The sequence below is a fragment of the Elusimicrobiota bacterium genome (assembly GCA_016180815.1).
In the GTDB taxonomy this organism is placed as follows: domain Bacteria; phylum Elusimicrobiota; class Elusimicrobia; order JACQPE01; family JACQPE01; genus JACPAN01.
Map to the genome: position 1 here is coordinate 37,629 of JACPAN010000002.1, position 19,744 is coordinate 57,372.

Annotated in this window: 23 protein-coding genes; 17 read left to right on the plus strand and 6 right to left on the minus strand. The window is 53.8% G+C overall.

Going from position 1 to position 19,744, the window contains the following annotated elements; all coding sequences use genetic code 11:
* Positions 1–9: 9 nt before the first annotated feature.
* Entirely contained in the window at positions 10–606 is a 597-nt protein-coding gene (locus HYT79_00205) for a hypothetical protein (protein ID MBI2068998.1), read from the minus strand.
* A 156-nt stretch (positions 607–762) separates the two neighbouring features.
* Here HYT79_00205 and HYT79_00210 point away from each other — a divergent pair, with 156 nt between their 5' ends.
* A complete protein-coding gene (locus HYT79_00210; protein MBI2068999.1) occupies positions 763–1,785 on the plus strand; it encodes a S8 family serine peptidase in 1,023 nt (340 codons plus the stop codon).
* 65 nt (positions 1,786–1,850) lie between these two features.
* Positions 1,851–2,681 carry a M48 family metalloprotease gene (locus tag HYT79_00215; protein MBI2069000.1) on the plus strand — a complete coding sequence of 277 codons (831 nt, stop codon included), beginning with the start codon at positions 1,851–1,853 and terminating at the stop codon, positions 2,679–2,681.
* Positions 2,682–2,698: 17 nt separating this feature from the next.
* Here HYT79_00215 and HYT79_00220 read toward each other — a convergent pair whose 3' ends face one another.
* The 5 genes from HYT79_00220 to HYT79_00240 are packed head-to-tail and all read right to left on the minus strand — an operon-like array spanning position 2,699 to position 7,808.
* Positions 2,699–3,124 (minus strand): DoxX family protein, encoded by a 426-nt coding sequence (locus tag HYT79_00220; GenBank protein ID MBI2069001.1) that lies wholly within the window; start codon positions 3,122–3,124, stop codon positions 2,699–2,701.
* A 51-nt stretch (positions 3,125–3,175) separates the two neighbouring features.
* On the minus strand, positions 3,176–3,817 hold the full coding sequence (locus HYT79_00225; GenBank protein ID MBI2069002.1) for a scramblase: 642 nt from the start codon (positions 3,815–3,817) through the stop codon (positions 3,176–3,178).
* 51 nt (positions 3,818–3,868) lie between these two features.
* Positions 3,869–6,232, minus strand: coding sequence for a hypothetical protein (locus tag HYT79_00230; GenBank protein ID MBI2069003.1), 2,364 nt, complete (start codon positions 6,230–6,232; stop codon positions 3,869–3,871).
* A 52-nt stretch (positions 6,233–6,284) separates the two neighbouring features.
* Positions 6,285–7,247 (minus strand): formylglycine-generating enzyme family protein, encoded by a 963-nt coding sequence (locus tag HYT79_00235; GenBank protein MBI2069004.1) that lies wholly within the window; start codon positions 7,245–7,247, stop codon positions 6,285–6,287.
* 51 nt (positions 7,248–7,298) lie between these two features.
* On the minus strand, positions 7,299–7,808 hold the full coding sequence (locus HYT79_00240) for a GNAT family N-acetyltransferase (GenBank protein ID MBI2069005.1): 510 nt from the start codon (positions 7,806–7,808) through the stop codon (positions 7,299–7,301).
* A gap of 71 nt (positions 7,809–7,879) precedes the next feature.
* Here HYT79_00240 and HYT79_00245 point away from each other — a divergent pair, with 71 nt between their 5' ends.
* The 15 genes from HYT79_00245 (at position 7,880) to HYT79_00315 (ending at position 19,736) form a co-directional block, all read left to right on the plus strand.
* On the plus strand, positions 7,880–8,623 hold the full coding sequence (locus tag HYT79_00245) for a Bax inhibitor-1/YccA family protein (GenBank protein MBI2069006.1): 744 nt from the start codon (positions 7,880–7,882) through the stop codon (positions 8,621–8,623).
* A gap of 224 nt (positions 8,624–8,847) precedes the next feature.
* On the plus strand, positions 8,848–9,249 hold the full coding sequence (locus tag HYT79_00250; GenBank protein ID MBI2069007.1) for a hypothetical protein: 402 nt from the start codon (positions 8,848–8,850) through the stop codon (positions 9,247–9,249).
* Between the two features lie 164 nt (positions 9,250–9,413).
* On the plus strand, positions 9,414–9,689 hold the full coding sequence (locus tag HYT79_00255) for a type II toxin-antitoxin system PrlF family antitoxin (GenBank protein ID MBI2069008.1): 276 nt from the start codon (positions 9,414–9,416) through the stop codon (positions 9,687–9,689).
* Positions 9,690–10,221: 532 nt separating this feature from the next.
* Positions 10,222–10,386 carry a hypothetical protein gene (locus HYT79_00260; GenBank protein MBI2069009.1) on the plus strand — a complete coding sequence of 55 codons (165 nt, stop codon included), beginning with the start codon at positions 10,222–10,224 and terminating at the stop codon, positions 10,384–10,386.
* 123 nt (positions 10,387–10,509) lie between these two features.
* On the plus strand, positions 10,510–10,713 hold the full coding sequence (locus HYT79_00265; GenBank protein MBI2069010.1) for a BrnT family toxin: 204 nt from the start codon (positions 10,510–10,512) through the stop codon (positions 10,711–10,713).
* A gap of 7 nt (positions 10,714–10,720) precedes the next feature.
* Positions 10,721–10,945, plus strand: coding sequence for a CopG family transcriptional regulator (locus HYT79_00270; GenBank protein ID MBI2069011.1), 225 nt, complete (start codon positions 10,721–10,723; stop codon positions 10,943–10,945).
* A gap of 91 nt (positions 10,946–11,036) precedes the next feature.
* Positions 11,037–11,444 carry a hypothetical protein gene (locus tag HYT79_00275; protein MBI2069012.1) on the plus strand — a complete coding sequence of 136 codons (408 nt, stop codon included), beginning with the start codon at positions 11,037–11,039 and terminating at the stop codon, positions 11,442–11,444.
* Positions 11,422–11,931 (plus strand): hypothetical protein, encoded by a 510-nt coding sequence (locus tag HYT79_00280; protein MBI2069013.1) that lies wholly within the window; start codon positions 11,422–11,424, stop codon positions 11,929–11,931. Before HYT79_00275 ends, HYT79_00280 begins: the two co-directional genes overlap by 23 nt.
* Before the next feature lie 246 nt (positions 11,932–12,177).
* A complete protein-coding gene (locus tag HYT79_00285) occupies positions 12,178–12,351 on the plus strand; it encodes a hypothetical protein (protein ID MBI2069014.1) in 174 nt (57 codons plus the stop codon).
* 200 nt (positions 12,352–12,551) lie between these two features.
* Positions 12,552–12,830, plus strand: coding sequence for a hypothetical protein (locus HYT79_00290; GenBank protein MBI2069015.1), 279 nt, complete (start codon positions 12,552–12,554; stop codon positions 12,828–12,830).
* Positions 12,831–12,902: 72 nt separating this feature from the next.
* Positions 12,903–13,937 (plus strand): DUF4062 domain-containing protein, encoded by a 1,035-nt coding sequence (locus HYT79_00295; GenBank protein MBI2069016.1) that lies wholly within the window; start codon positions 12,903–12,905, stop codon positions 13,935–13,937.
* Positions 13,938–14,036: 99 nt separating this feature from the next.
* Positions 14,037–14,375, plus strand: a complete 339-nt coding sequence (locus tag HYT79_00300; GenBank protein ID MBI2069017.1) for a hypothetical protein — start codon at positions 14,037–14,039, stop codon at positions 14,373–14,375.
* A gap of 214 nt (positions 14,376–14,589) precedes the next feature.
* Entirely contained in the window at positions 14,590–15,303 is a 714-nt protein-coding gene (gene nrdR, locus HYT79_00305) for a transcriptional repressor NrdR (protein MBI2069018.1), read from the plus strand.
* A 25-nt stretch (positions 15,304–15,328) separates the two neighbouring features.
* The gene (locus HYT79_00310) at positions 15,329–19,168 is read left to right on the plus strand and encodes a ribonucleoside reductase class II (protein MBI2069019.1); all 3,840 of its coding nucleotides are present in this window, start codon (positions 15,329–15,331) and stop codon (positions 19,166–19,168) included.
* A gap of 16 nt (positions 19,169–19,184) precedes the next feature.
* Positions 19,185–19,736: a dCTP deaminase gene (locus HYT79_00315; GenBank protein ID MBI2069020.1), complete on the plus strand. Its 552-nt coding sequence runs from the start codon at positions 19,185–19,187 to the stop codon at positions 19,734–19,736.
* Positions 19,737–19,744 lie beyond the last annotated feature (8 nt).

Genomic DNA, 19,744 nt, shown 5'->3' on the forward strand with positions numbered 1-19,744 from the left:
CGGACGATTTCACGGCGCGATTGTTTGCGGCGGGTCGGATTTTTCTCCGCGATTAAGCCATTCCAAGCGGCGGAACGAACAGGTCCAGAGCCTGGGGTCGATATCCTTCATCAGGGCTCGGGCCATGCCCCTGACGCCTTGGCAGGCAGCGGCGAAGTAAGGCCTGGGGTTTTCAGGGAAATCAGAGGCTTCCCGGCTCTCCGGCAAAAGGCCCAGACGCCGCAATTCATTTCCCAGCCGCTCGTGCTGGCGCTTAAATTCATCCCACTCGCTGACGGCGATTTGCCTGGTGAAGCTTTCGGTCAGGTAGCGGACCGTATTGGAGCAAAGCTCATCCGTCGTCTCGTGGATGGTTTTCGTGGCTGATCTCCCTTCGCCCGCATCTTTTGCGGCTCGACGCTCCAGTAAGCTCTCCTCGGCTTCGGGTTCCGGCGGCGCGTAAACCGTCAACGCCTCATTGAGCAGTTCGCAGTTCCGCCTTAACGAATCGGCGTATCGCTGAACGGTCTCGGCAGGAAGGTTGACGCTGAGTTTGACGCCGGCTTCAGGCGCGGCCAACGGTAGGGAAATCAAAAAAACGCCGATCGCGGGCCGTTTTAAAGACATTGAGTCTATGGTAACAGGAATATCCGCTCGATGCCAAGGGAGGTCCGCCGGCCATCATCAACTTTTTATCGCGGCGATTCAGGAAAAACGCCGTCCAAAATTCGTTTGAATCCCCGGCCTATGGCCGTTGCCGCAAATCTCTGTTAGACTTTCGTTATGAAATTCCCTTATTTTTCGGCGCCTGTCATCGCTTTTGGATTTGTATGTTTTTTGGGATTCGACGCCGTCGCCCACGGCACGGGGGAGAAGAGCAAAGTGATGGAAACCAGCTGTCCGGGCAGGGACGCCGAAGATAGAAACGCCTGGAATCTTAGAAGGCTTAATGTCCCCGATGCCTGGAGCGCGGCTCCGGGCGAGGGCGAAGGCGTCAAGGTCGGCATCCTCGATACCGGCATCCGGGAAGACCCGGACGTTGAGGGCATCGAGGTGGAGGATTTGACGCCGGAGCGTGACGGCGACCCGATGCCTCGCGGATTCGACCGGGTCAATCACGGCACCGCGGTCGCGGGCATCATCGCCGGCAGAATCAACGGCGAGGGCATCGCCGGCATCGCCCCGGGCGCCACGGTCAAAATGTACAAGGTTTTCGATGAGGGCGAAGGCAGCTTTCTAAACATCATCACGCGCGGCATTCTGGCGGCGGCCGCGGACGGGATGAATGTGTTGAACATCAGCATCGCTTCCGACGGTGAGGGAAAATCGTTTCGATTGCCCAGCGCGTTTATTTCGTCGGTTCATACGTTGAAGCAAACCCTTGCCTTGAAAAGAGCGGTGGACTTGGCCTATCGGCAAAATATGCTGATCGTGGCCGCGGCGGGTTACCGCGCCCAAGAGGAGTACCCGTGCAAGTTTCCCAAGGTTCTTTGCGTCGCGGCGCAAAATTGTTCCGGCGCGCCTTCGGTGTTTACCGCCGGGATTCCTCATATCGACGAGCGGGCGCCGGGTGAACACCTTCGGGTGGCCGGCGAATCGGGTTTTGTGGAAGGCAATTCTTACGCCGCTCCCCATGTGACGGGTTTGATCGCTTTGGCCATGTCCTGCAACCCGGACCTCAAGAACAATGTCGGGGGAATTCAGAGCTTGTTGGCGCAGAGCCGCAACGGGGATTTTATCGACGCCGCGGCGTTCCTTGATTCGGCCGGTTGTTTGTCTTCAGGACAAGAGCCTGCCCGCGAGTAGGGCGAAGATAGCGAGCGTTGAGCTTCGGACAATGGCGCAAATGACCAATATCAAATGAGGAACCGATGAGATCAACCGCCCTCGCTGTTGCCGCTTTATTTTTAACGCTGAATCAAGGCGGTCTTTATTCGGCCCAAGAAGTGGGCAGAGGATGCTTCCTGGACGATTCCTTGCGTGTCCCCGCCGCGGATCGAAGAGCGCCCGTCATCGCGGTATTCACCGAGTTGTGCGAAGCGGCTGATCTCCCCGTTGATGTCGCTTTGCATTACGATTCTTGGGGATCGGTCATCGGCGCCGCCGCCGGTCAGGATGACGATAATAACGGGCTCATTTATTTCAGCGCAAGCATTTTTGAGTTGGCCGATCATCGCGATGAGTTCGCCCAAATTCTCGCCCATGAACTCGGGCACATTAAACATGAACACGTTGATTTGACCAAAGAGAACGCAGCCGTCAAAAAAGTCGCGGAGGATTGGTGCGACCGGCAACCCGGCAACCAGAATGACGATCATTATTGTTCTTCCGCCATCGAGTTGACGATTCCGGATATTTTCGACAAAAGCCGGGCATTCGAGGAGGCGCCGGAGGCTCTGCAAGAGCGATTGATCGGTTTTGTCGAAGACCAAGAAACCTCGGCGGATGATTATGCCTGCGGCCTGATGATTAAAGCCGGCTATAATCCCCGCCGGGCCGCCCAAGTTTTTATCGCCGCGGGGGATTTCCTTTTTGAATTAACGCGAGGATTGTCCGGCCATCTCAAAGGCGCAGAGGATTACCACCCTGCTTCCGTGGACCGAGGCTGGAGAACTTTCACTTGCGACGGCGGGTCAGCCAGATCATCCGCCGGCAAGTCTAAAGCAAAAAGCAAAAGAAAGGCCAAAGGAAAAAAACGTTAAGGCGCGGTCCGGAAAATTTATCTCTCGCCGAAAATTTTCCAGTCAAACGAGAAGCGCCCGGGTCCCGCTAGAATAAACAATAGCGAGACGCAAAGATAAACCGCCGCCGGTTCATAAGAGCCGCCGGGCCCCTGAGCCACGAACGGATCGTGAAACACCATGGCGTGCATATAAACCGCTACGGCCATGGTGCAGGCCAGGCCGAAGGACGCCAACGGCGTCAACAAACCCAGTGCCCACGCCAATCCGCCCCCGAATTCCGATAACGCGGCCAAGGCTTGGAAAAACCCCGGAATGCTCGCATTGTCGCCCATCCACTCGAACGGGTTTTGAATTTTGCCCCAGCCGTGGTGCATAAACGCCAAGCCCGCCGCCAAGCGAAGAATCAGCAATCCTGCGGACGCTCTCGCGGACAACGACGGCGGTCTGAATAATTGTTTCATGCGTCAACAATAACGCGCTTGGGAGGGCTTGTCAAGCCGTTTGTTTGTTGTCTAATCGGAGCCTAAAATACCGATCTGAGATTGGTTGTCTTCGAAATAATCGAAATCCAAGGCAATCGCCGCTCCTAGAATCACGGCCTTGCCGCGCGATTCTTGGGGCGCGTTGCCGTCAAGGACGACGGCAAAACGATCCGCATCCGTGAACGCTTCCTTAAGGATTCCGCCCCATTTTTTGGTGATGGTCCCCATCGCCTTTTCCGAGGCGTCCAGAAGATCGAATTTCCAAATCCTAAAGAATCCGGCATGGACATGCCCAAGAAGACCGCCGGATTCATTTTTAATATCGTACCTGCGGCTCAACAGCCTGAAACGCCGGTGAACGGCGCCCAGCGCCGTGGCGTTGCCGTCGTCGACATAGGTTGAGGAGAAAAACCAGAACCATGGCCGGCGGATTTTTAAAATAGGTTTTTTTTCGAGATCAAGGACCAGGGCGGTGAAAGGGCGGTGGCCTCTTAAAATAAGCCTCTTTAAAAATTGAAGAACGCCCGAACCCTCCTCAACGATGTAGCCTAATTCACGGCCGTCTTCGGCATGAATCGCGTATTTGTTTTTTGTTTCCCAGCCGACCAAAATTTCGCCCCAATGTTTTTTCTGCTGGATGACCCAAAGTTTACGATCAAGCAAGTCGGACATGTTCGTTCCTTATTCTTTACCCCATGAAAGCGGCGAATGCAAGGGTTGGGTTTAATTCGGGACCGGCTGCTTGCGCATGAAATGAAGCGCGGCGCCCGCGAGGATATAGCAGAGGCCCCCGGCCTTCATGGCTGCGTCAAAGCCCCATCCCATCGCCAGGCAAACGCTTAACACCGAGGCGATGACGGAGCCCGCGCCGTTGATCGCCCAGAACCAGGGCGCATGCGCCGGCCAGCGGGCCAAGGCCAGCTTCATGCCGGTGGGAAACAGCATGCCCATCACAAAGCCCAGGGGGATCAGAAATCCCAGGGCCGCCAGGATTCGCGCGGCCACGCCCATGTGTTCGAAGCTCCGCAGCGCAGCCGGCTGAACGCCGATCGTCAGGGCCACCAGCGTCACAAGAATTATGGCGGGAAGAACGGATATTTTTTTCCAAACCATCGCGCCCAGGCCGCTGGCCAAGAGCAGGGCAAAAAGCACGACCGTGGTGCTGTACACCGGATGCCCCAGAAAAATCACCAGGCGCTGAAGCTGGGCGGTTTCAATGAGGATATAGCCGAACCCGATGGAGGCGAAAAAAACCAAGGGCGGCCAGCCTTCGGAAAAAGAAAGGGGGGTTGTCTTGGACCGAAGCAGAAGCGGCGCCGCAATCAGAGCCGAGCCCAAAAGAACGCTCAAGCCCAGCAGCACCACCAGCATCAAGGCCGCCTCAAAATTAAACGCCTGCTCCACGAAGCGGTCCCGCCAGTTGCCGAACACATCTTTGAGCCTGAGCATTTGGAAAAAATAGGGGCGGTTGTCCGTGGGTGGCGATAAATCCAGCGGCAGGCTTTCGTAATACGCGGGGTTGTCCGCATTGGCCATCATGTCGCGAAACAGCTCGGTTTTCGCGAGTTCCGGCTCCTGCACGATTTCAAATTCCAGTTTTTTGGCCGCTGCGCGCAGATTGCGCAAGTCCTCTTTATCGAACGGCCGCTTGGAAACCAAAATGGTTCCCGCGGGCGGCTGGGTCCGGGTTCCCATGCTTTTAATCACGGCCACATGCGCCTGAGGATTCCTGACGCCCTCTTTTTTAAGCGTGGCCCCGGCCAAAGCCGCGAGCCGCAGCAACTGGGCCGGATACCCGGGTTCATACCATCGGTTGAAGGACAAAATGCCGTCCGGGTTTAACCGGTCCCAGAATATTTTCCACGCTTCCACCGTGTACAAGCTGTTTTCCGCCAAGGTGAAGGCCCCGGCCGATGTCGCGGACCATGTGGCGATGCAGGACGCCTGAATAATGCCGAAGGTTTTTTTTGTTCCGGCCAAAACGCTTCTGGCGTCGTCGTTGATGACGGTGACGCCGGGCATCCGGTCCAGGTGTCCGGTGAAATCTCCGTATTCGCCGTTGACGAATTTCAAAATTTTATCGTTGATTTCCGCGCCGGTGACGGAGGCCTGGCCGAATACCTTGGCGGTCAGGATATCGCGTCCGCCGCCCACGCCGATGACGAACACGTCGGTATTTTTGCGCACGTGATGCGCGATGGCCGTGACATCGTATTTCAGATGCTCCAGGGCCTCCAACCGGCCGTCGTTCTTCGTCATCACCGTGCCGGAAACCCCATCGATATCGATTTCAATTTCGCCGATGGGCTCTTTGGCGCGATAGGCGTTGCTGATGCCCCAGTTATACGGCTGCTCCGTCCATCGAAAGCCCACGACCGCGATCCGGGAAAACGCGTTCCAGGCTTCCTCCATGGGTTGGGAATGCCTGTTTTTAACCCATTCCACCCTCACCGGACGGTAAAACAAATTGCCCATCATGACCAGCGTCAGCAGAAAAAACGCGGTCGCCGAGCGCCGGTAATGAAGTCGGCTGCCCGCGGCTTTAGCGAAGCAAATGCCCGCCGCAGCGGCCAAGGCTCCGGCTAAAAAAACAGCGGTGGGCCCGTCCAAATTATTGAGCACGGGAAAAACCAGAAACGCGCCCAAGGCCGCGCCCGCTAAATCCGCGCCGTAGAGCGTATTGAGTTTGCCTGGAAAACGCGTCAGGCAAAGGCAGATGATGATGCCGCTGATGAAAAACGGGGCCGCGATGGCCAGATAAATGAGCAAGGTGGAGAAAATGCCCACCCCGCTTAAGCGCGGGTGGAAGGGAATGGACAGGTAAGTCAGAAGCGCCAGGTCAACGGCCAGGCCCATCACCATGGCCAAGCCGGCCATGCGCTTGGACAGATTCGCTTCCTGGAAATGATGGCCCCATAAAAATACCGCGATCGCGCCCGCGGTCAGCCCGAACATGGTGACCGAGATCGCGAAAAAGGCGAAGTAGTACCAGGTTGAAACGCTGAACAGCCGGGTCCAAAGAATTTCGAGCATCAATGTGCTCAGGCTGGTGAGGAACAGGCCGCAATACAGATGGGGAAATTTCAAAGTGGCTTGACTATATAAAATCCGATTTTAACCGGACTTTTTGCGGCCTGATTTAGCGCGGCGCTCTAACCAGGCGAAAGCCCGTGTCGTTGCCTTTGTAGCCGGGCTCGCTTTCGAGGCGGCCGGCCGAGCGCAGGGAGCCGGCCGGCGTGTTCCAGGCGCCGCCGCGGATCACCCGCGTGCGTCCGGCGGCGGGGCCCGTGGGATCGGCGGCGACGGCTTCAAAATCCGTCAAGCCGTAATTGGCGTCATAAAAATCCTGGGTCCATTCCCAAACATGGCCGTGCATGCCGTAGAGGCGAAAGGGGTTGGCTCTTTTGGAGATGACGGAGTGGGTCCGGCCCCCGGCATTGTATTCATGCCAGGCGTGGCGGTCGAGCAAATCGGTTTCGTTGAACCCGAACGAATAGGGAAAATGCGCGGGCCGCTGGGCGCGCGCCGCGTATTCCCACTCGGCTTCGGTGGGCAGCCGGTAGGTGTATCGGCTTTGGCTGTTGTTGAGCGCGTTGATGAATTCCTGCGCTTCATCCCAGGAAACCGTTTCCACGGGCTGATGCGCGCATAAAGCGACGCCGTACAAGGCCCTGAAGCCGCCGCTATCGCAATCATTTCTTTGCCTGAACCCTGAGGGATTTTTCCCCGTGGCCAGGAAATATTGAATCTGCGTCACTTCCGTGGCCTGCATCTCAAAATCCGCGCTGAGCCGGACCGGATGCCGGGTTTCATTGGGCCCCCGGCCTTCTTCGTTGGCCGGGCTGCCCATTTGAAATTCTCCGGCCGGAATCCGGATGAATCGCGCGGCCAGGCCCACTTTTTTTCTGTTTAAGGCGTCGGCCGGGTTCGGGACATTCGTTTGACCGGCCTGAGGCCGGACGCTGCGGCTTTTGGCAGCCGCCGGTTCAAAAGCCTTTTGCGCTTGCCCGGCGGCTGAATCCGGACTTTTGGCGTCGCTCGCCCCGGCCAAAGCGCCGAATATCAGCGCCGCTGAAATGACGGTTAAACCGGTTATTTTCATGACAACGGTTATTTTACCAACTCCCCGCGCCGGGAACAGGAACCCATCCGATCATTGACCATTCCCACGGCCTGGATTTTGGCCCGGTTCCTTCGTTAGAGTTTTTTCCATGGGAAAAGCCTTGATGCCAGGGCAAGCCGAACATGATTCTTTTGGCCCCTGCTTGTACCCGTTTCTTAAATAAAAATCCTTGGCCGTGATGGTAGATTCAAGCTTGATGGTTTTTATGCCTTTTGTTTTGGCTTCGGTTTCCATGAATTGAAGAATCGCCTTGCCCAGCCCTTTGCCCAAAGCCTCCGGGGACACATAACAGAGCTTGATCCAGCCGTCATGTTTTAACAGACCCACCCCGTGAATTTTTCCGTCCAGCAAGCCCGTGACCACGGTTTTATCGCTATCGCCCTCCCATTTGCGGAAATTTTCAGGCGTTTTATTCTCGACCCATGCGCTCAAATCCACCCCGGGATAGTCCTTGGCGCAGATTTCCAAAATGGATCGCCGGTTCACCCGCGCCAAATCCGCAGCATCCTTAGGCGAAGCCACCCGAACTTCAACCGCCATGGCTCTATTTTAACCGGCCCGGACCAAAAACAACCATTGCAATAACCGCGGTCAAGACTAATACTTGGAGTATGCGATCCGCCAATCCCGCGCTCAGCGACAAAACCTTCACCGGCTTTGAAACGGTGCAGCGAACCGATGTCATGACCGTGGACGGATGCGTCAATAAAACCGCGGTGCTTCTGGGGCTAGTTTCGATTTCCGCGGTTTACACCTGGAATATTTACACCGACACCAAAAGTTTGGCCGCCGTCACTCCCTATCTGTGGACCGGCGCGATCGGGGGCTTTGTCATGGCCCTCATCACCATCTTCAATCAACGCTTGGCCGGCATCACCTCCCCGATCTACGCTTTGCTGGAAGGCTTGGTCCTGGGGGGAATTTCCGCGGTCACCGAAGCCCGGTTCCCCGGCATCGTTATGCAAGCCGTGTGCCTGACCTTCGGCACTTTGTTTTGCCTGCTGATGGCTTATAAATCCGGGCTAATCAAGGCCACGGAGAATTTCAAGCTGGGCATTGTCGCGGCCACGGGCGCCGTGGCCCTGGTTTATCTGGCCGGATTTATCTTGGGTTTTTTCGGCATCGAAATCCCTTATATCCACGGCAGCGGAATCATCGGCATTGGATTCAGCCTTTTCGTGGTGGCCATCGCCGCGCTGAATCTGGTGCTTGATTTCGATTTCATCGAGAAGGGGGCGGAATCCGGGGCGCCCAAATACATGGAATGGTACGGCGCCTTCGGCCTGATGGTAACTCTTGTTTGGCTTTATTTGGAAATCCTGCGCCTGCTGGCTAAATCCCGCAGCCGTAAATGAAAGACCCCTCCGGAACCTATATCCTGAAAGTTCTTTTTATTTTTATTCTGCCGGTCGTGTGTCTGATCAGCGCGTTCCGGTGATCTTTTGTTTATAACTCCCTGACACCCATCGTTCGCGCCATTTCCGCTCGATCAATTTAAACCAAGCGGGATAAACGAATTGATGCCGGAAGGGTTTGATCAAATGTTAGACCCTGTGGGCTGATGAGGTAAAATATCCCCGTGATGGGAAAAATGCCGGACGTTAAAATGGACGCCGCCAACCTTTGGCGCGAGGAGACGTTTTCCGACCGCGCCGCGGGGACCATCCGCCGCTTAACCCCGGTCAAGGCCGACGGCTCCCCTGACCCCACCCGCAAAACCGTTTTTATCGGAGAGGCGGCCTTGTTGACCCCGGCCGGATCCCTGCCTTTGACCTTTGAGATTCCGGCCAATGATCTCGCCGTCGCCGTGGCCGCCTATGGCGAGGCTCTGCAAAAAGGATTCGCCGAGGCCATGAAGGAGCTCCAGGAAATGCGCCGCCGCGCCGCTTCCCAAATCGTCATCCCCAAAACCGGCGCCACTTCCGACCTGCTGGGCGCGGGGCCCTTGCCCAACAAACCCGGCAAACTCCACCTTTCGTAAACTTTCGCCACCGGCGCCCTCAGCGACCCGGCCCAAGTCCTGAAGAAAACCGGCGATTAACACGATAACCGCCGGAAGCAAAAACATGAACCCCGTGGCAGGATAACCCAGTAGCTGCTATACTAAAAGAGTGGAAGTACAGAAGTAGGGAATAGAGGTTAAATATGTCTAATTTGCTAGTAGCGCCAATTACTAAAAAGGGGCAGGTGACGCTGCCCAAAGCTATTCGGACCGTGCTTCGACTCAATAAGGGGCCAGACATGGTGGCTTTTCATATTGAAAAAAATGGCAAGGTTCGCATTGTGGGGGTCGAGGTCAAAGAGAAAAAGACCTCTCCCTACACCGCTTCGGAATGGGCCAAAATTGAAAAGCTGACCGCTCAAAAGGGAAAATCCTTTCAATCAGCCAAAGCCGCCAGAGAACACCTCAAGAACCTTTAATAGAATCCCTTCGTGCGCATCGAATATAAGCCTGCCTTCGGCCGGTCTCTTAAGACTCTTGATTTCCAAGAACGAGAGCGAGCCAAAAGTACCACGGGAAAAGTTATTGATTTTTATACCACCGGCGAGAAGACTCCTGGCTTGGGATTGGTCCATTTGCGAGGAGATTTTTGGGAAGCTAGGGCTGGGATTAAGACGAGGATTCTTTATCGCTGGAGGACTGATTTAATTGAGTTTGTTCTGGCCGGCAACCATGACGACGTCCGACGTTTTCTTAAGCGACTTTAACATCGAATAGAATTATTCTGAAGTTGCAATACCCCCGGCGTGTTAAAATCTTTCCCGTCAAAAAAATTTCCTTTTGCCCGCCCTCTTGCTCCTTTTATCCATGAGCAGGGCCAATAGCCAAATCTTTCCCGCCACCCTAGCCGCCGGTCAATGGCCCGTCAATGCCTGGGGCGTGGCCTCCATTACCAGAGATCAGCCCGTGACCCGGACAAAGACCTGACCATCGTGCGTTTTGACAAGCCCGTTGAGGGCATGGTTTCCGTTCCCCCCGGCGGCCCAGGACCCCAAACCCGGCGATCCGGTCAGGGCCGGGGGATTTTTGGAGGGAATTTCAGCCAATGTTTCCTGGGGCGCCGACGAAAAAATCGTCATTAAAAACATCAAGCCCAAACCGGAAGCGAAAACATGAGCCCCTGGAAGCCATTAGGTATAACTGTTATACTATTGGTAGATGGAACGCTTCGAGTTCGACCCCAAAAAAAGTTAGCTTAATAAGGAACGCCACGGGGTCGATCTTAAGTGGGCCCAAGGGCTGTGGGATGTCACGCACGTTATGATCCCGGCCAAGAACGTTATCGGCGAGAGCCGCTTCTTGATCCTCGCTAAGGTGGGCGGCAAGTGTTATGCCGCCATCTTTACAAGAAGGGTTGAAGCGATCAGGCTGATCAGTTGCCATAGGGCGGATCGCCGACTGGAGAGAATTTATGAAAACAAAGTCCACGGCCAGGAAGACTAAGAAGAGGATTGCCGCTGCGGAATTTGACGAGAAATTTGGCCGCGGGGAGGATGTCTCTAAATTTTTGGATTTGAAAGAGGCCACGGTCGTCCAACGGGTCAACGTCGATTTTCCCGCTTGGATGGTCGACATGCTGGATCGCGAGGCCGTCAAACTCAATGTTTCCCGCCAGGCGATCATCAAAATGTGGATCAGAGAGCGGCTGGACCCTGCTCGTCACATTACGCTTTAAGGATCCGAGCGAATCAGCTAACGCCCCCGTCTTCGTCAAATTTTAATATTGCAAATACAATGCATATGCACTATCCTAATACTAAGAACAGATGAAAAACCTCGAAGAATTCGTGCGCGAATCCGGCGGCCGCGCCAAGGCCGCGATCGCCATCGGCATCGCGGAAACGACCCTTTGGCGCTGGCTTGAGAACAGGGCCAAGCCGCGGGGCCTGGCGCGGCGGCGTTTGAGTGAGCTCGGCATTAAATTCGATCAACCGGCCGGCATTAATAAAATCGCGCAGGTGCTCCGGATTAGGCCGGCGGCTGAAGCTTTTGAAAAGAGCGATCAGGAGATGTTATTGGGAATGCTATCTATGCCTCCCGGCAAGCGCGTCGCCGACGTTGATGCCTTGCGGGTTCGCTTATGGGGCCTTGGGCACGCCGCGAGCCAATCACGAAGAATTGAGAAAGTAGCCCGAATCCTACGGAGGTCTGATGCCCAAAACCGAGCGGAATGATTTCGCCGATCTGGTGGCTGCTCTCAATAAAAACAAAGCGGAGTTCGTGATTGTCGGGGCGCATGCCGTGGCGTTTCACGGGTACGTGCGCGGCACAAAAGACTTTGACATCCTGATTCGGCACACGCCGGAGAACGTCCCAAGGGTGGTGGCCGCGCTTAAAGATTTTGGGTTCGGTTCCCTGGGTCTTAAAGAGGCCGACTTCACTCCGGAGTACGTCGTCCAACTGGGGGTTCCTCCCAACCGGGTTGATTTGATGTGCAAAATCACGGCGGTTGACACGGAAGCCGTTTGGCGGACGCGTGTTCGGGGGCAATACGAAAGCCATCCGGCGCCGTATATTTCCCTCGAATGTTTGCTTGTGAACAAAAAAGCCGTCAACCGCGAGCAAGACCGGCTTGACGTGCATAAGCTGCAGGAACAGGCGCGTCTCGCCCGGCGGCGTAAAGGCCGCGAGGGTGATCTCCCTGAAAAAAAACGGCGATGAACGCGATAACCGCCGGAAGCAGTGTCCTTCTGCGGTTGCATTGGTTCGTAAGAGGATGTTGATACAATAAACACGCTCATGGGCAAGCGAACAGTTTCTCAAAAGACAGGCCGCCCGGAACCGAGGCGTCACCATCTCCTTGACGGCCTTAGATGATCTGGTAACCTTAAAGAAGCTGGCCGCAAGGCCTGTGGACAAGGCGGATATAGAGGTTTTAAAACGGTTGTCTTGCAGGAAAAGCAAAGAATGAAAAAGCAGCCTCCGAAATTTTTTCTTTATGATATTCAAGATGAGGATTTAAAAGCCGGCCTTTGCGCCACCCCGGAACAGGTTCTGATTTGGCTCACCAGAGCCAATCGCCTTGTCTGGACAACCGGCACCAAAAAAATACGCCGCCAAACCAAAAAATATTTGCATTAAAAGCCAGAGGGGTTAAGCTCTTGCAAAAATCGTCACCGCCGTCAGCGAACCGGCCCAACTCCTGAAAAAAAACGGCGAGCGATTTTTTTCGTTTCATTTTCTTGAATTAATACGAAAATCGCCGGAATCTTTCTATAATCACCGTCAACGATTCCCTTCGTGGCGGTATTAATCCTCGCCGGGGAAAAGACGAAATAGCCATGAGAAAATCGATTCACGTTGTTATTGTTTTTGCTGTGTGTTTTTTGACTTTCTCGTTTTCAGGCTATTCCTCAATTCGTCGTTTGTTTGGCGTTGATCGAGAGCTGTCCGAGGAGAAGGATGAAGAAGATGTTGAACCCATTGGGCTTAGCCGCGCGAGCGAATATCCTCGCGATCCAACTGAGAAAAGCGTGCCACAGAAAAATTTATCTCAAAAGCAGGATAGTCGTATCCCAAGGTTTTTAGGAAATCGTTTGTCTAGCAAAATCGATAATTGAGAAAAGAGTAAGGTCCGTGAAGAACACGAAAAAAGATTCATTGGTAGGCCAGTAAATAGGAGAAAAGTTCAGATGCGATCCGGAGATGGCAATTCAAGAGTTGTGGTTAATTTTATTGATGAAGCTGGAATTCAATGGCTGATTGAAGTTTTGACTGAGTACCGGGCGTATCTAGAAGGTGAGAAACGAAAAATTCGGAATCGATTTGGTTACAAGGTTCAATTAGACAAGGAATTGTTGGATGAGATTGGGTATGTTGATTGGTGCATAAAACATGCTCAGCAAGAAAGACCATTGGCCTATGGTGGGGAAGCTCTTGGAATAATCAGATCAACCTATGAGTTCAAATTCAAGAATTTGAATGAAGAGATTGCAGATTTGGAGGAAAAGGGCGCTACGGAGGAAATGCTGGGACCCTATCGAAGAGAAGTTCGTGATATTTTAGATAGCGGTATTTATAAGAATGTGCCAAGTCGCGAACCCTACAAAAGCGACTTAACATTCAATGAAGAATTGATAGCGGCGGCTCAATCGTCTTTATTGAGTCCGTTGACCGTTCTTACTAATGGGAAAAAATTGGCAAAAACACCTCCTTCAGATGCTTTGAAAATTATGATTAGCTCAACGGTAAAAGACTTGTCTCCCGAACGTGATGCCCTTGATGCTGTAATTGAAAGTATGAATTTTATTCGATTGCGTTCGGAAAAAATGGCTCCCGAAGCAAGTCCTTCTAAGGGAGTATGCCGGAAGATGGCAGAAGAATGCGACATCCTATGTTTGATCATTGGCGAACGATACGGTTTTAAGGTGGCTGGAACAAATGTTTCTGTCACGGAATTTGAATTTCAGATTGCCAAGAAACATGATCCAAAAAAAATATTAGTTTTTGTAAAAAAGTTGTCATCCGGTGAGAGAGAAAAAGAAGCCGAGGATTTTTTGAGTCGAGTCGGCGATTTCGAAAACGGATACTTTTATGGGCAGCGTTTTGCCACCGTTGAACAGCTAATTGAACTAGCTTCTAGCGCGATTACTAGATGGGTTAGTGAACGGGCGCGTCTCGGTACTCACCGTCTGGGCGTCGCAGTTGCAAACAAAGTTGAAGACTGAATAAGAGCGGTCTCCTTCCCGCCAGTTTTTAGATGTGCCCTGAACGATACCTTATAATTATTAAGTTGATCATCTTATACCAACGGAGGCAGTCGAACTATGAATCCAGATGAAATAGCAAGAAGTTACTCACTCCTTAGCTCTTTGAAAAATAATATTCCTAATGCGTTCGAGGTTGAGGAGCGATGGGTCAGTCAGTACAATGCAGCTATTGAAAAGATAGAAAAGGTGATAGGGGCTGATTTATCCGAATTCAAGATACTGTCGAGTGATTTGTACAGATCCGTTTCTTCAAGTAGTTTTAATGGTGACGTTAGCTATAGCCCAGGGTTGTGGTGTGAAAAAAGCGTCTTGATGCATAAGCTAGATGCAATTTTGACATATTTTTCATTTCACCAAACATCTCAAAAAAGACAAATTGGATTTGATTTGCCTTAATCTTTTTAATTCACTTTTCCAAAACTAGACAAATCCTGGTAGTTGATGGTATAATGGAACCACAATAGGTTGTGGTTTTGGGGGTTCTCCGACGGAGAACGGCTACAACCATCTGTAGGGGAGGGGGGCCTGGGTCCCACAAAATATTGGGTCTTGACAAAATCAGGAACTCACCCTATACTTAAACTGTGCTAGATATAGTGGTTCAAAAACGATGAGATGTCCATATTGTAGTGGTCCTGACAGCAAGGTTATTGATTCTAGGGCCGGGGAAGAAAACAAGGTTATCCGGCGCCGTCGGGAGTGTTTTGTCTGCAGGAAGCGGTTTTCGACTTATGAGCGGCTGGAGCCCTTGCCGTTGATGGTCATTAAGTCCAACGGCACCCGGGAGCCCTTTGATACCACGAAATTGCGCGAGGGCCTGATCAAGGCCTGCGAAAAGCGCCCGATTTCCATTGATACCATCGAGAAAATCGTCGCTGAGGTGGAATACGCCATCTCCAATTATGTGATGGAAGTGCCGAGCAAGATTATCGGGGAGATGGTTCTGGAGAAATTAGAGAAACTCGACCCGGTATCGTATCTTAGGTTCGCCTCGGTGCACAAAGGTTTTAAGTCCGTGGATGACTTCATTGAGCTGGCCACGTTGTTGAGAAGCCGGTCTGATGGGAGGCCTTCCGATGCCGAGAAGAAGGCGCATCCCGAGCGTTCCCCGTCGCGGCGGGGGCGCCAGGCTGTTCCTGATCATGCTGCTGGTGAATCTGCTCTCGAAGAAGCGAACGGAGCCCAGGGCCAAGTCCCTGAGGCGCCGGCTCCGGCGCCTGCGACGGGCGCAGGGGCGGCCGGCGAAAATATTCAAGCTGAGACGGGAGGCGGGGATGCAAACAGAGTTGAACGGGGGAAACGGCGCGGCGAGCGTGAAGAATAACGAGAATGGGTGGGGGACGGCGGTTATGAGTCGAATTAATTTCAAAAAACGTCAGGAGCAGAGCGAAGGCATTGCTTTGACGGAAAATCAATTGAAAGTCATCCGGGACAAGTATTTAAGGGATTCCAAAAGCGTTGAGGAATGGTTGAGAGGCATTGCCCGCAATTTGGCCTTAGCCGAGCTGTTTCATCACCCCCGTTTCGAGCAATGGGGCGCGCTGGAAGGCGTGGCTTGCCGCGTTGTAGAGACCGAGACCAAACCCGGTTTGCCCAAGACCAAAACCTGGATGTTTCACGCCGGGATGCATCAGGCCAATGAGCGGGATAAAAACTTCGTCAAGTTCATGGCCAATCTCTACAAAATTTACAACGAGGTGCCGGAGGCCAAAGAACTGGTCACGGAGTGGGAGGACCGCTTCTACGATTTGATGGCCAAATTTGAGTTTTTGCCCAATTCGCCGACCTTGATGAACGCCGGGCGGGAGCTTCAACAGTTGTCCGCCTGCTATGTTTTGCCTGTGCCGGATTCCATGGAGGGCATCACCTATGCCTTGCAGGCCCAGGCGCTCATTCAAAAATCAGGCGGGGGCACCGGGTTTTCCTTCGGCAGGCTTCGCCCGGCCGGGGACACGGTCAAATCAACCAAGGGCATTGCCAGCGGCTCCATTTCCTTCATGCAGCTCTTCGACAAGATGACGGACGTGGTCAAGCAAGGCGGCACGCGCCGGGGCGCGAATATGGGTATTTTGCCCTACTGGCACCCGGAGATTAAAGAGTTCATCACCATGAAGAACACGCCCAAGGTGATGGAGAATTTCAACGTGTCCGTGGCCGTGGATAAAACGTTCTTCGACGCGGTGGTCAATGACAAGGAAATCGACCAGTTGAACCCGCGCTCCAAAGAGCCGATTAAAAAAATCCGGGCCAGGGAGATTTTCGACTTGATCGTGGAAAACGCCTGGAAAACCGGGGACCCCGGGCTTTTCATCATCGACCGGACCAATGAATCCGCGTCCAATCCCGTGCCGCATAAGTACACCATTGAAAGCACGAACCCGTGCTTTGCCGGGGATATGCGCCTGGCGACCGACAAGGGCTTGTTGACGTTCGAGGAGCTTCATATCGAGCAGGACCCGATTTCCGTGGCCACGGATAACCGGGTTTCTTCGATCGATGGGACTTCCTCCGGCGGCTCGGTTGCGGTCAAAGTGCGCGCCAAAACCGGAATCACTTTACGCAAAGCCGTGCCTGTTTACAAAACCAGGAAAAATTGGCCTGTGTTTAAGATAGTGACCAGCCACGGTTACGAGGTGACGGCCACGGAAGATCACAAATTCTTCACCCCGTCCGGGCGCAAGGCCATGAAGGACTTGAAGCCCGGTGATGAAATCTTGATTCAGTCGGGCCGGGGCGTTTGGAGCGAGAATAATACCCTGCCGCCGTTCACTGCGGAAGATAAGCTCAGGGCGCGCATCAATCGCGGGGAATGCCGCTTGCCTAAACAATGGTCACGGGAATTGGGCGAGTTTTTGGGCTGGGTGACGGGCGACGGTTATGTGAGCGCGGAAAAACCCAAGGGCCGCAATGTTCCCAATTACACCATCGGCTTGATGTTCGGCAACGACGAGAAAAAAATCCTCGCGCCCAAATTTCAAAAGATGGTCAAAGAGTGGGTGGGTTTAGACGGCAATGTGACCGAGTGGCAAACCGGAGCGATCACGGTTTTTTACAAATCAGCCCTCTACTACTTCTTGAAAAGCCTGGGCCTCTCGGACGCTGATGGTTTGAACAAAACTGTGCCGTCGGCTCTGTGGAGTGCGCCGCGAGAAGCGGTATTGGGTTTTCTGAGGGCGTTGTTCAGCGCGGACGGGACGGTGAATATTTCAAAGAAAATTCACTACGGTTCCATCCGGTTGGCCAATAGCTCCAAAAAACTGCTTCAAGAGGTTCAAGTCTTGTTGTTGAACGAAGGGATTGTTTCGCAACTCTATCTGCGCCGCAAGGCCGGCGCAAAAATGATGCCCGGCTCCGATCGCAAGCCGAAGCTCTATCACTTTGCCGATCAATATGAGCTGGTGATTACCAGGGAAAATCGCGCGAAGTTTTTGCGCCAAATCGGTTTTCTCTTGCCGGCGAAGCAGCGCAAGGCCGAACTGTGGGAGAAGAGTTTGACCAAAGGCGCGCATGCCGAGACTTATATCACCTCGGTCAAAAATATCGAGCCTGCGGGAACTCGTGATGTGTTTTGTACGACGGAAGAGGAGACGCATTCGTTGATCGCCAACGGATTTGTCGCAGGAAATTGTGGAGAAAAACCGCTTTTTCCGTGGGAGCCGTGCAACTTGGGCTCCATCTCTTTGGCCCGTTTCGTCAAGGGGCCCGCGATGCGCGGGGAAATCGATTGGGACCGATTGGAGAAAGCGGTCAAGCTCTCGATCCGGTTCCTGGATGATGTGATCGAGGTCAACAATTATCCTTTGCCGGAAATCGAGGAAATGGCCAAGACTCTGCGGCGCATCGGCTTGGGCGTGATGGGCTGGGCCGAGATGCTGGTCGGGCTCGGCATCCCTTATGATTCCGAGGAAGCCGTGGAAACCGCGCGCGAAGTCATGGGATTCATCAATAAAAAGTCCTTGGAAGCGAGCGAGGAAATCGCCAAAGAGCGCGGCGCGTTCCAGCTATGGGCCGAATCCGTTTACAATCCTCAGGCGCCGACGTACCGGGGCAAAGAGGAAGTCGCCAGAAATTGCGTGCGCACCACCATCGCGCCGACCGGCACCATCGGCATTGCGGCCGGGCTTCAAGGCGGGGGCATCGAGCCGTTTTTTGCGGTGGCGTACACGCGCTACAACGCCAAGGCCTTGGATGCCATCAGAAAGGGCATGAACCCGGACAATAACGATGTGTTTGTCGAGGTCAACCCCTTGTTCGCGCAAGTGGCCAGGGAAAACGATTACTTCGGGCTTTCCAAAGACGAGCTGTTTAGGAAAATCGACGGAAATCATAAATCGGTTCGCGGCATTCCTGAGATTCCGGCGGAAATCCAGGCGGTGTTCGCGACCGCGCATGACGTGAACCCGGAATACCATGTCAAAATGCAGGCCGCGTACCAGGAGTTCACGGATGACGGAGTATCCAAAACCGTGAACATGCCCAATTCCGCCACCGTGGAAGACATCCGCTCCGCGTATTTGAAGGCGTATGAGTTGGGCTGCAAAGGCATCACCATTTACCGGGACGGGTGCAAAGCGGATCAGGTCTTAAACCTGAATCCTTTGGACGCCAAGAAGAGAACAGAGGCTCAGCGCCGGGACGCGCCCTTCGGGGTGTCCAGCGAATACTACGTGGTGAAAACCGGTTACGGGACATTGCACGTGCACATCGATTACGATGAGAACGGGCCGTTTCAGGTGTTCACCAACCTGCCGCCTTTGGGCACGGAGATCAGCGGCTTGACCTCGATTATGGGCATTCTGTTGTCCAAGTACCTTGAGGCGGGCGGGGACCCGGTGCGCATTTTGAAGCACTTGAACTCGGTCAAGGGCGACCGGCCCTTCGGCATCGGGGACAATCGCATCGATTCGATTCCGCATGCCGTGGCCGTGGCCTTGAAGGCGCATTTGAAGAAAATCGAGAAAATGAACGCGGGAACGGGCGGCAATGGGATGAACGGAGCCACCAAGCCCGCGCCCAGGCCCCAGCCCAAGGGCAATGTGCCCCCGGTTAACGGCGGGGAAGAAGGATTGGAGTTATGGGAAGTGTCCAAGGCCGTGTACTGCCCCAAATGTTTCTCCCCGAATGTTTCCTATCAATCGGGGTGCAAGGGGCCGACCTGCCACGAGTGCGGGTATTCGGAGTGCAGTTAATTTAAAGGGGGATTTCATGATTAAGTCGGATAAGTGGATTAAGCAAGCGGCCCTGGAGCAGGGCATGATCGAGCCGTTTGAGGAGAAATTGGTCAGAAGCGGCAATATCTCTTACGGCGCTTCAAGCTATGGCTATGACATACGCGTTGCGGATGAGTTCCTGGTCTTCACGAATCTCTATACCACCGTGGTGGATCCCAAGAACTTCGATGAGAAGTCCTTTGTCAGGCAGAATGGACCCCATTGCATTATTCCGCCGAATTCGTTTGCCTTGGCGCGTTCGGTCGAGTATTTTCGGATTCCGAGGAAGATAACCGCGATCTGCATGGGCAAGTCGACCTATGCGCGCTGCGGCATTGTGGTTAACGTGACGCCCTTGGAGAGCGAATGGGAAGGGCATTTGACCATTGAGATCTCGAACACGACGCCCTTACCGGCCAAAATCTACGCGAATGAGGGGATTGCGCAGCTTCTGTTCCTGGAGTCCGATGAAGTCTGCTTCGTCTCCTATGCGGACCGGAAGGGCAAATATCAAGGCCAGAAAGGCGTGGTCCTGCCGAAAATTTAAGCGGGACG

Coding starts and splice junctions, on each gene's coding strand:
- HYT79_00295 (MBI2069016.1), top strand. CDS start 12,903: ATGCGATCCGGAGATGGCAATTCAAGAGTTGTGGTTAATTTTATTGAT.
- HYT79_00220 (MBI2069001.1), bottom strand. CDS start 3,124: ATGAAACAATTATTCAGACCGCCGTCGTTGTCCGCGAGAGCGTCCGCA.
- nrdR (MBI2069018.1), top strand. CDS start 14,590: ATGAGATGTCCATATTGTAGTGGTCCTGACAGCAAGGTTATTGATTCT.
- HYT79_00255 (MBI2069008.1), top strand. CDS start 9,414: ATGTCTAATTTGCTAGTAGCGCCAATTACTAAAAAGGGGCAGGTGACG.
- HYT79_00280 (MBI2069013.1), top strand. CDS start 11,422: ATGCCCAAAACCGAGCGGAATGATTTCGCCGATCTGGTGGCTGCTCTC.
- HYT79_00275 (MBI2069012.1), top strand. CDS start 11,037: ATGAAAAACCTCGAAGAATTCGTGCGCGAATCCGGCGGCCGCGCCAAG.
- HYT79_00315 (MBI2069020.1), top strand. CDS start 19,185: ATGATTAAGTCGGATAAGTGGATTAAGCAAGCGGCCCTGGAGCAGGGC.
- HYT79_00300 (MBI2069017.1), top strand. CDS start 14,037: ATGAATCCAGATGAAATAGCAAGAAGTTACTCACTCCTTAGCTCTTTG.
- HYT79_00205 (MBI2068998.1), bottom strand. CDS start 606: ATGTCTTTAAAACGGCCCGCGATCGGCGTTTTTTTGATTTCCCTACCG.
- HYT79_00310 (MBI2069019.1), top strand. CDS start 15,329: ATGAGTCGAATTAATTTCAAAAAACGTCAGGAGCAGAGCGAAGGCATT.
- HYT79_00240 (MBI2069005.1), bottom strand. CDS start 7,808: ATGGCGGTTGAAGTTCGGGTGGCTTCGCCTAAGGATGCTGCGGATTTG.
- HYT79_00225 (MBI2069002.1), bottom strand. CDS start 3,817: ATGTCCGACTTGCTTGATCGTAAACTTTGGGTCATCCAGCAGAAAAAA.
- HYT79_00210 (MBI2068999.1), top strand. CDS start 763: ATGAAATTCCCTTATTTTTCGGCGCCTGTCATCGCTTTTGGATTTGTA.
- HYT79_00215 (MBI2069000.1), top strand. CDS start 1,851: ATGAGATCAACCGCCCTCGCTGTTGCCGCTTTATTTTTAACGCTGAAT.
- HYT79_00235 (MBI2069004.1), bottom strand. CDS start 7,247: ATGAAAATAACCGGTTTAACCGTCATTTCAGCGGCGCTGATATTCGGC.
- HYT79_00245 (MBI2069006.1), top strand. CDS start 7,880: ATGCGATCCGCCAATCCCGCGCTCAGCGACAAAACCTTCACCGGCTTT.
- HYT79_00290 (MBI2069015.1), top strand. CDS start 12,552: ATGAGAAAATCGATTCACGTTGTTATTGTTTTTGCTGTGTGTTTTTTG.
- HYT79_00285 (MBI2069014.1), top strand. CDS start 12,178: ATGAAAAAGCAGCCTCCGAAATTTTTTCTTTATGATATTCAAGATGAG.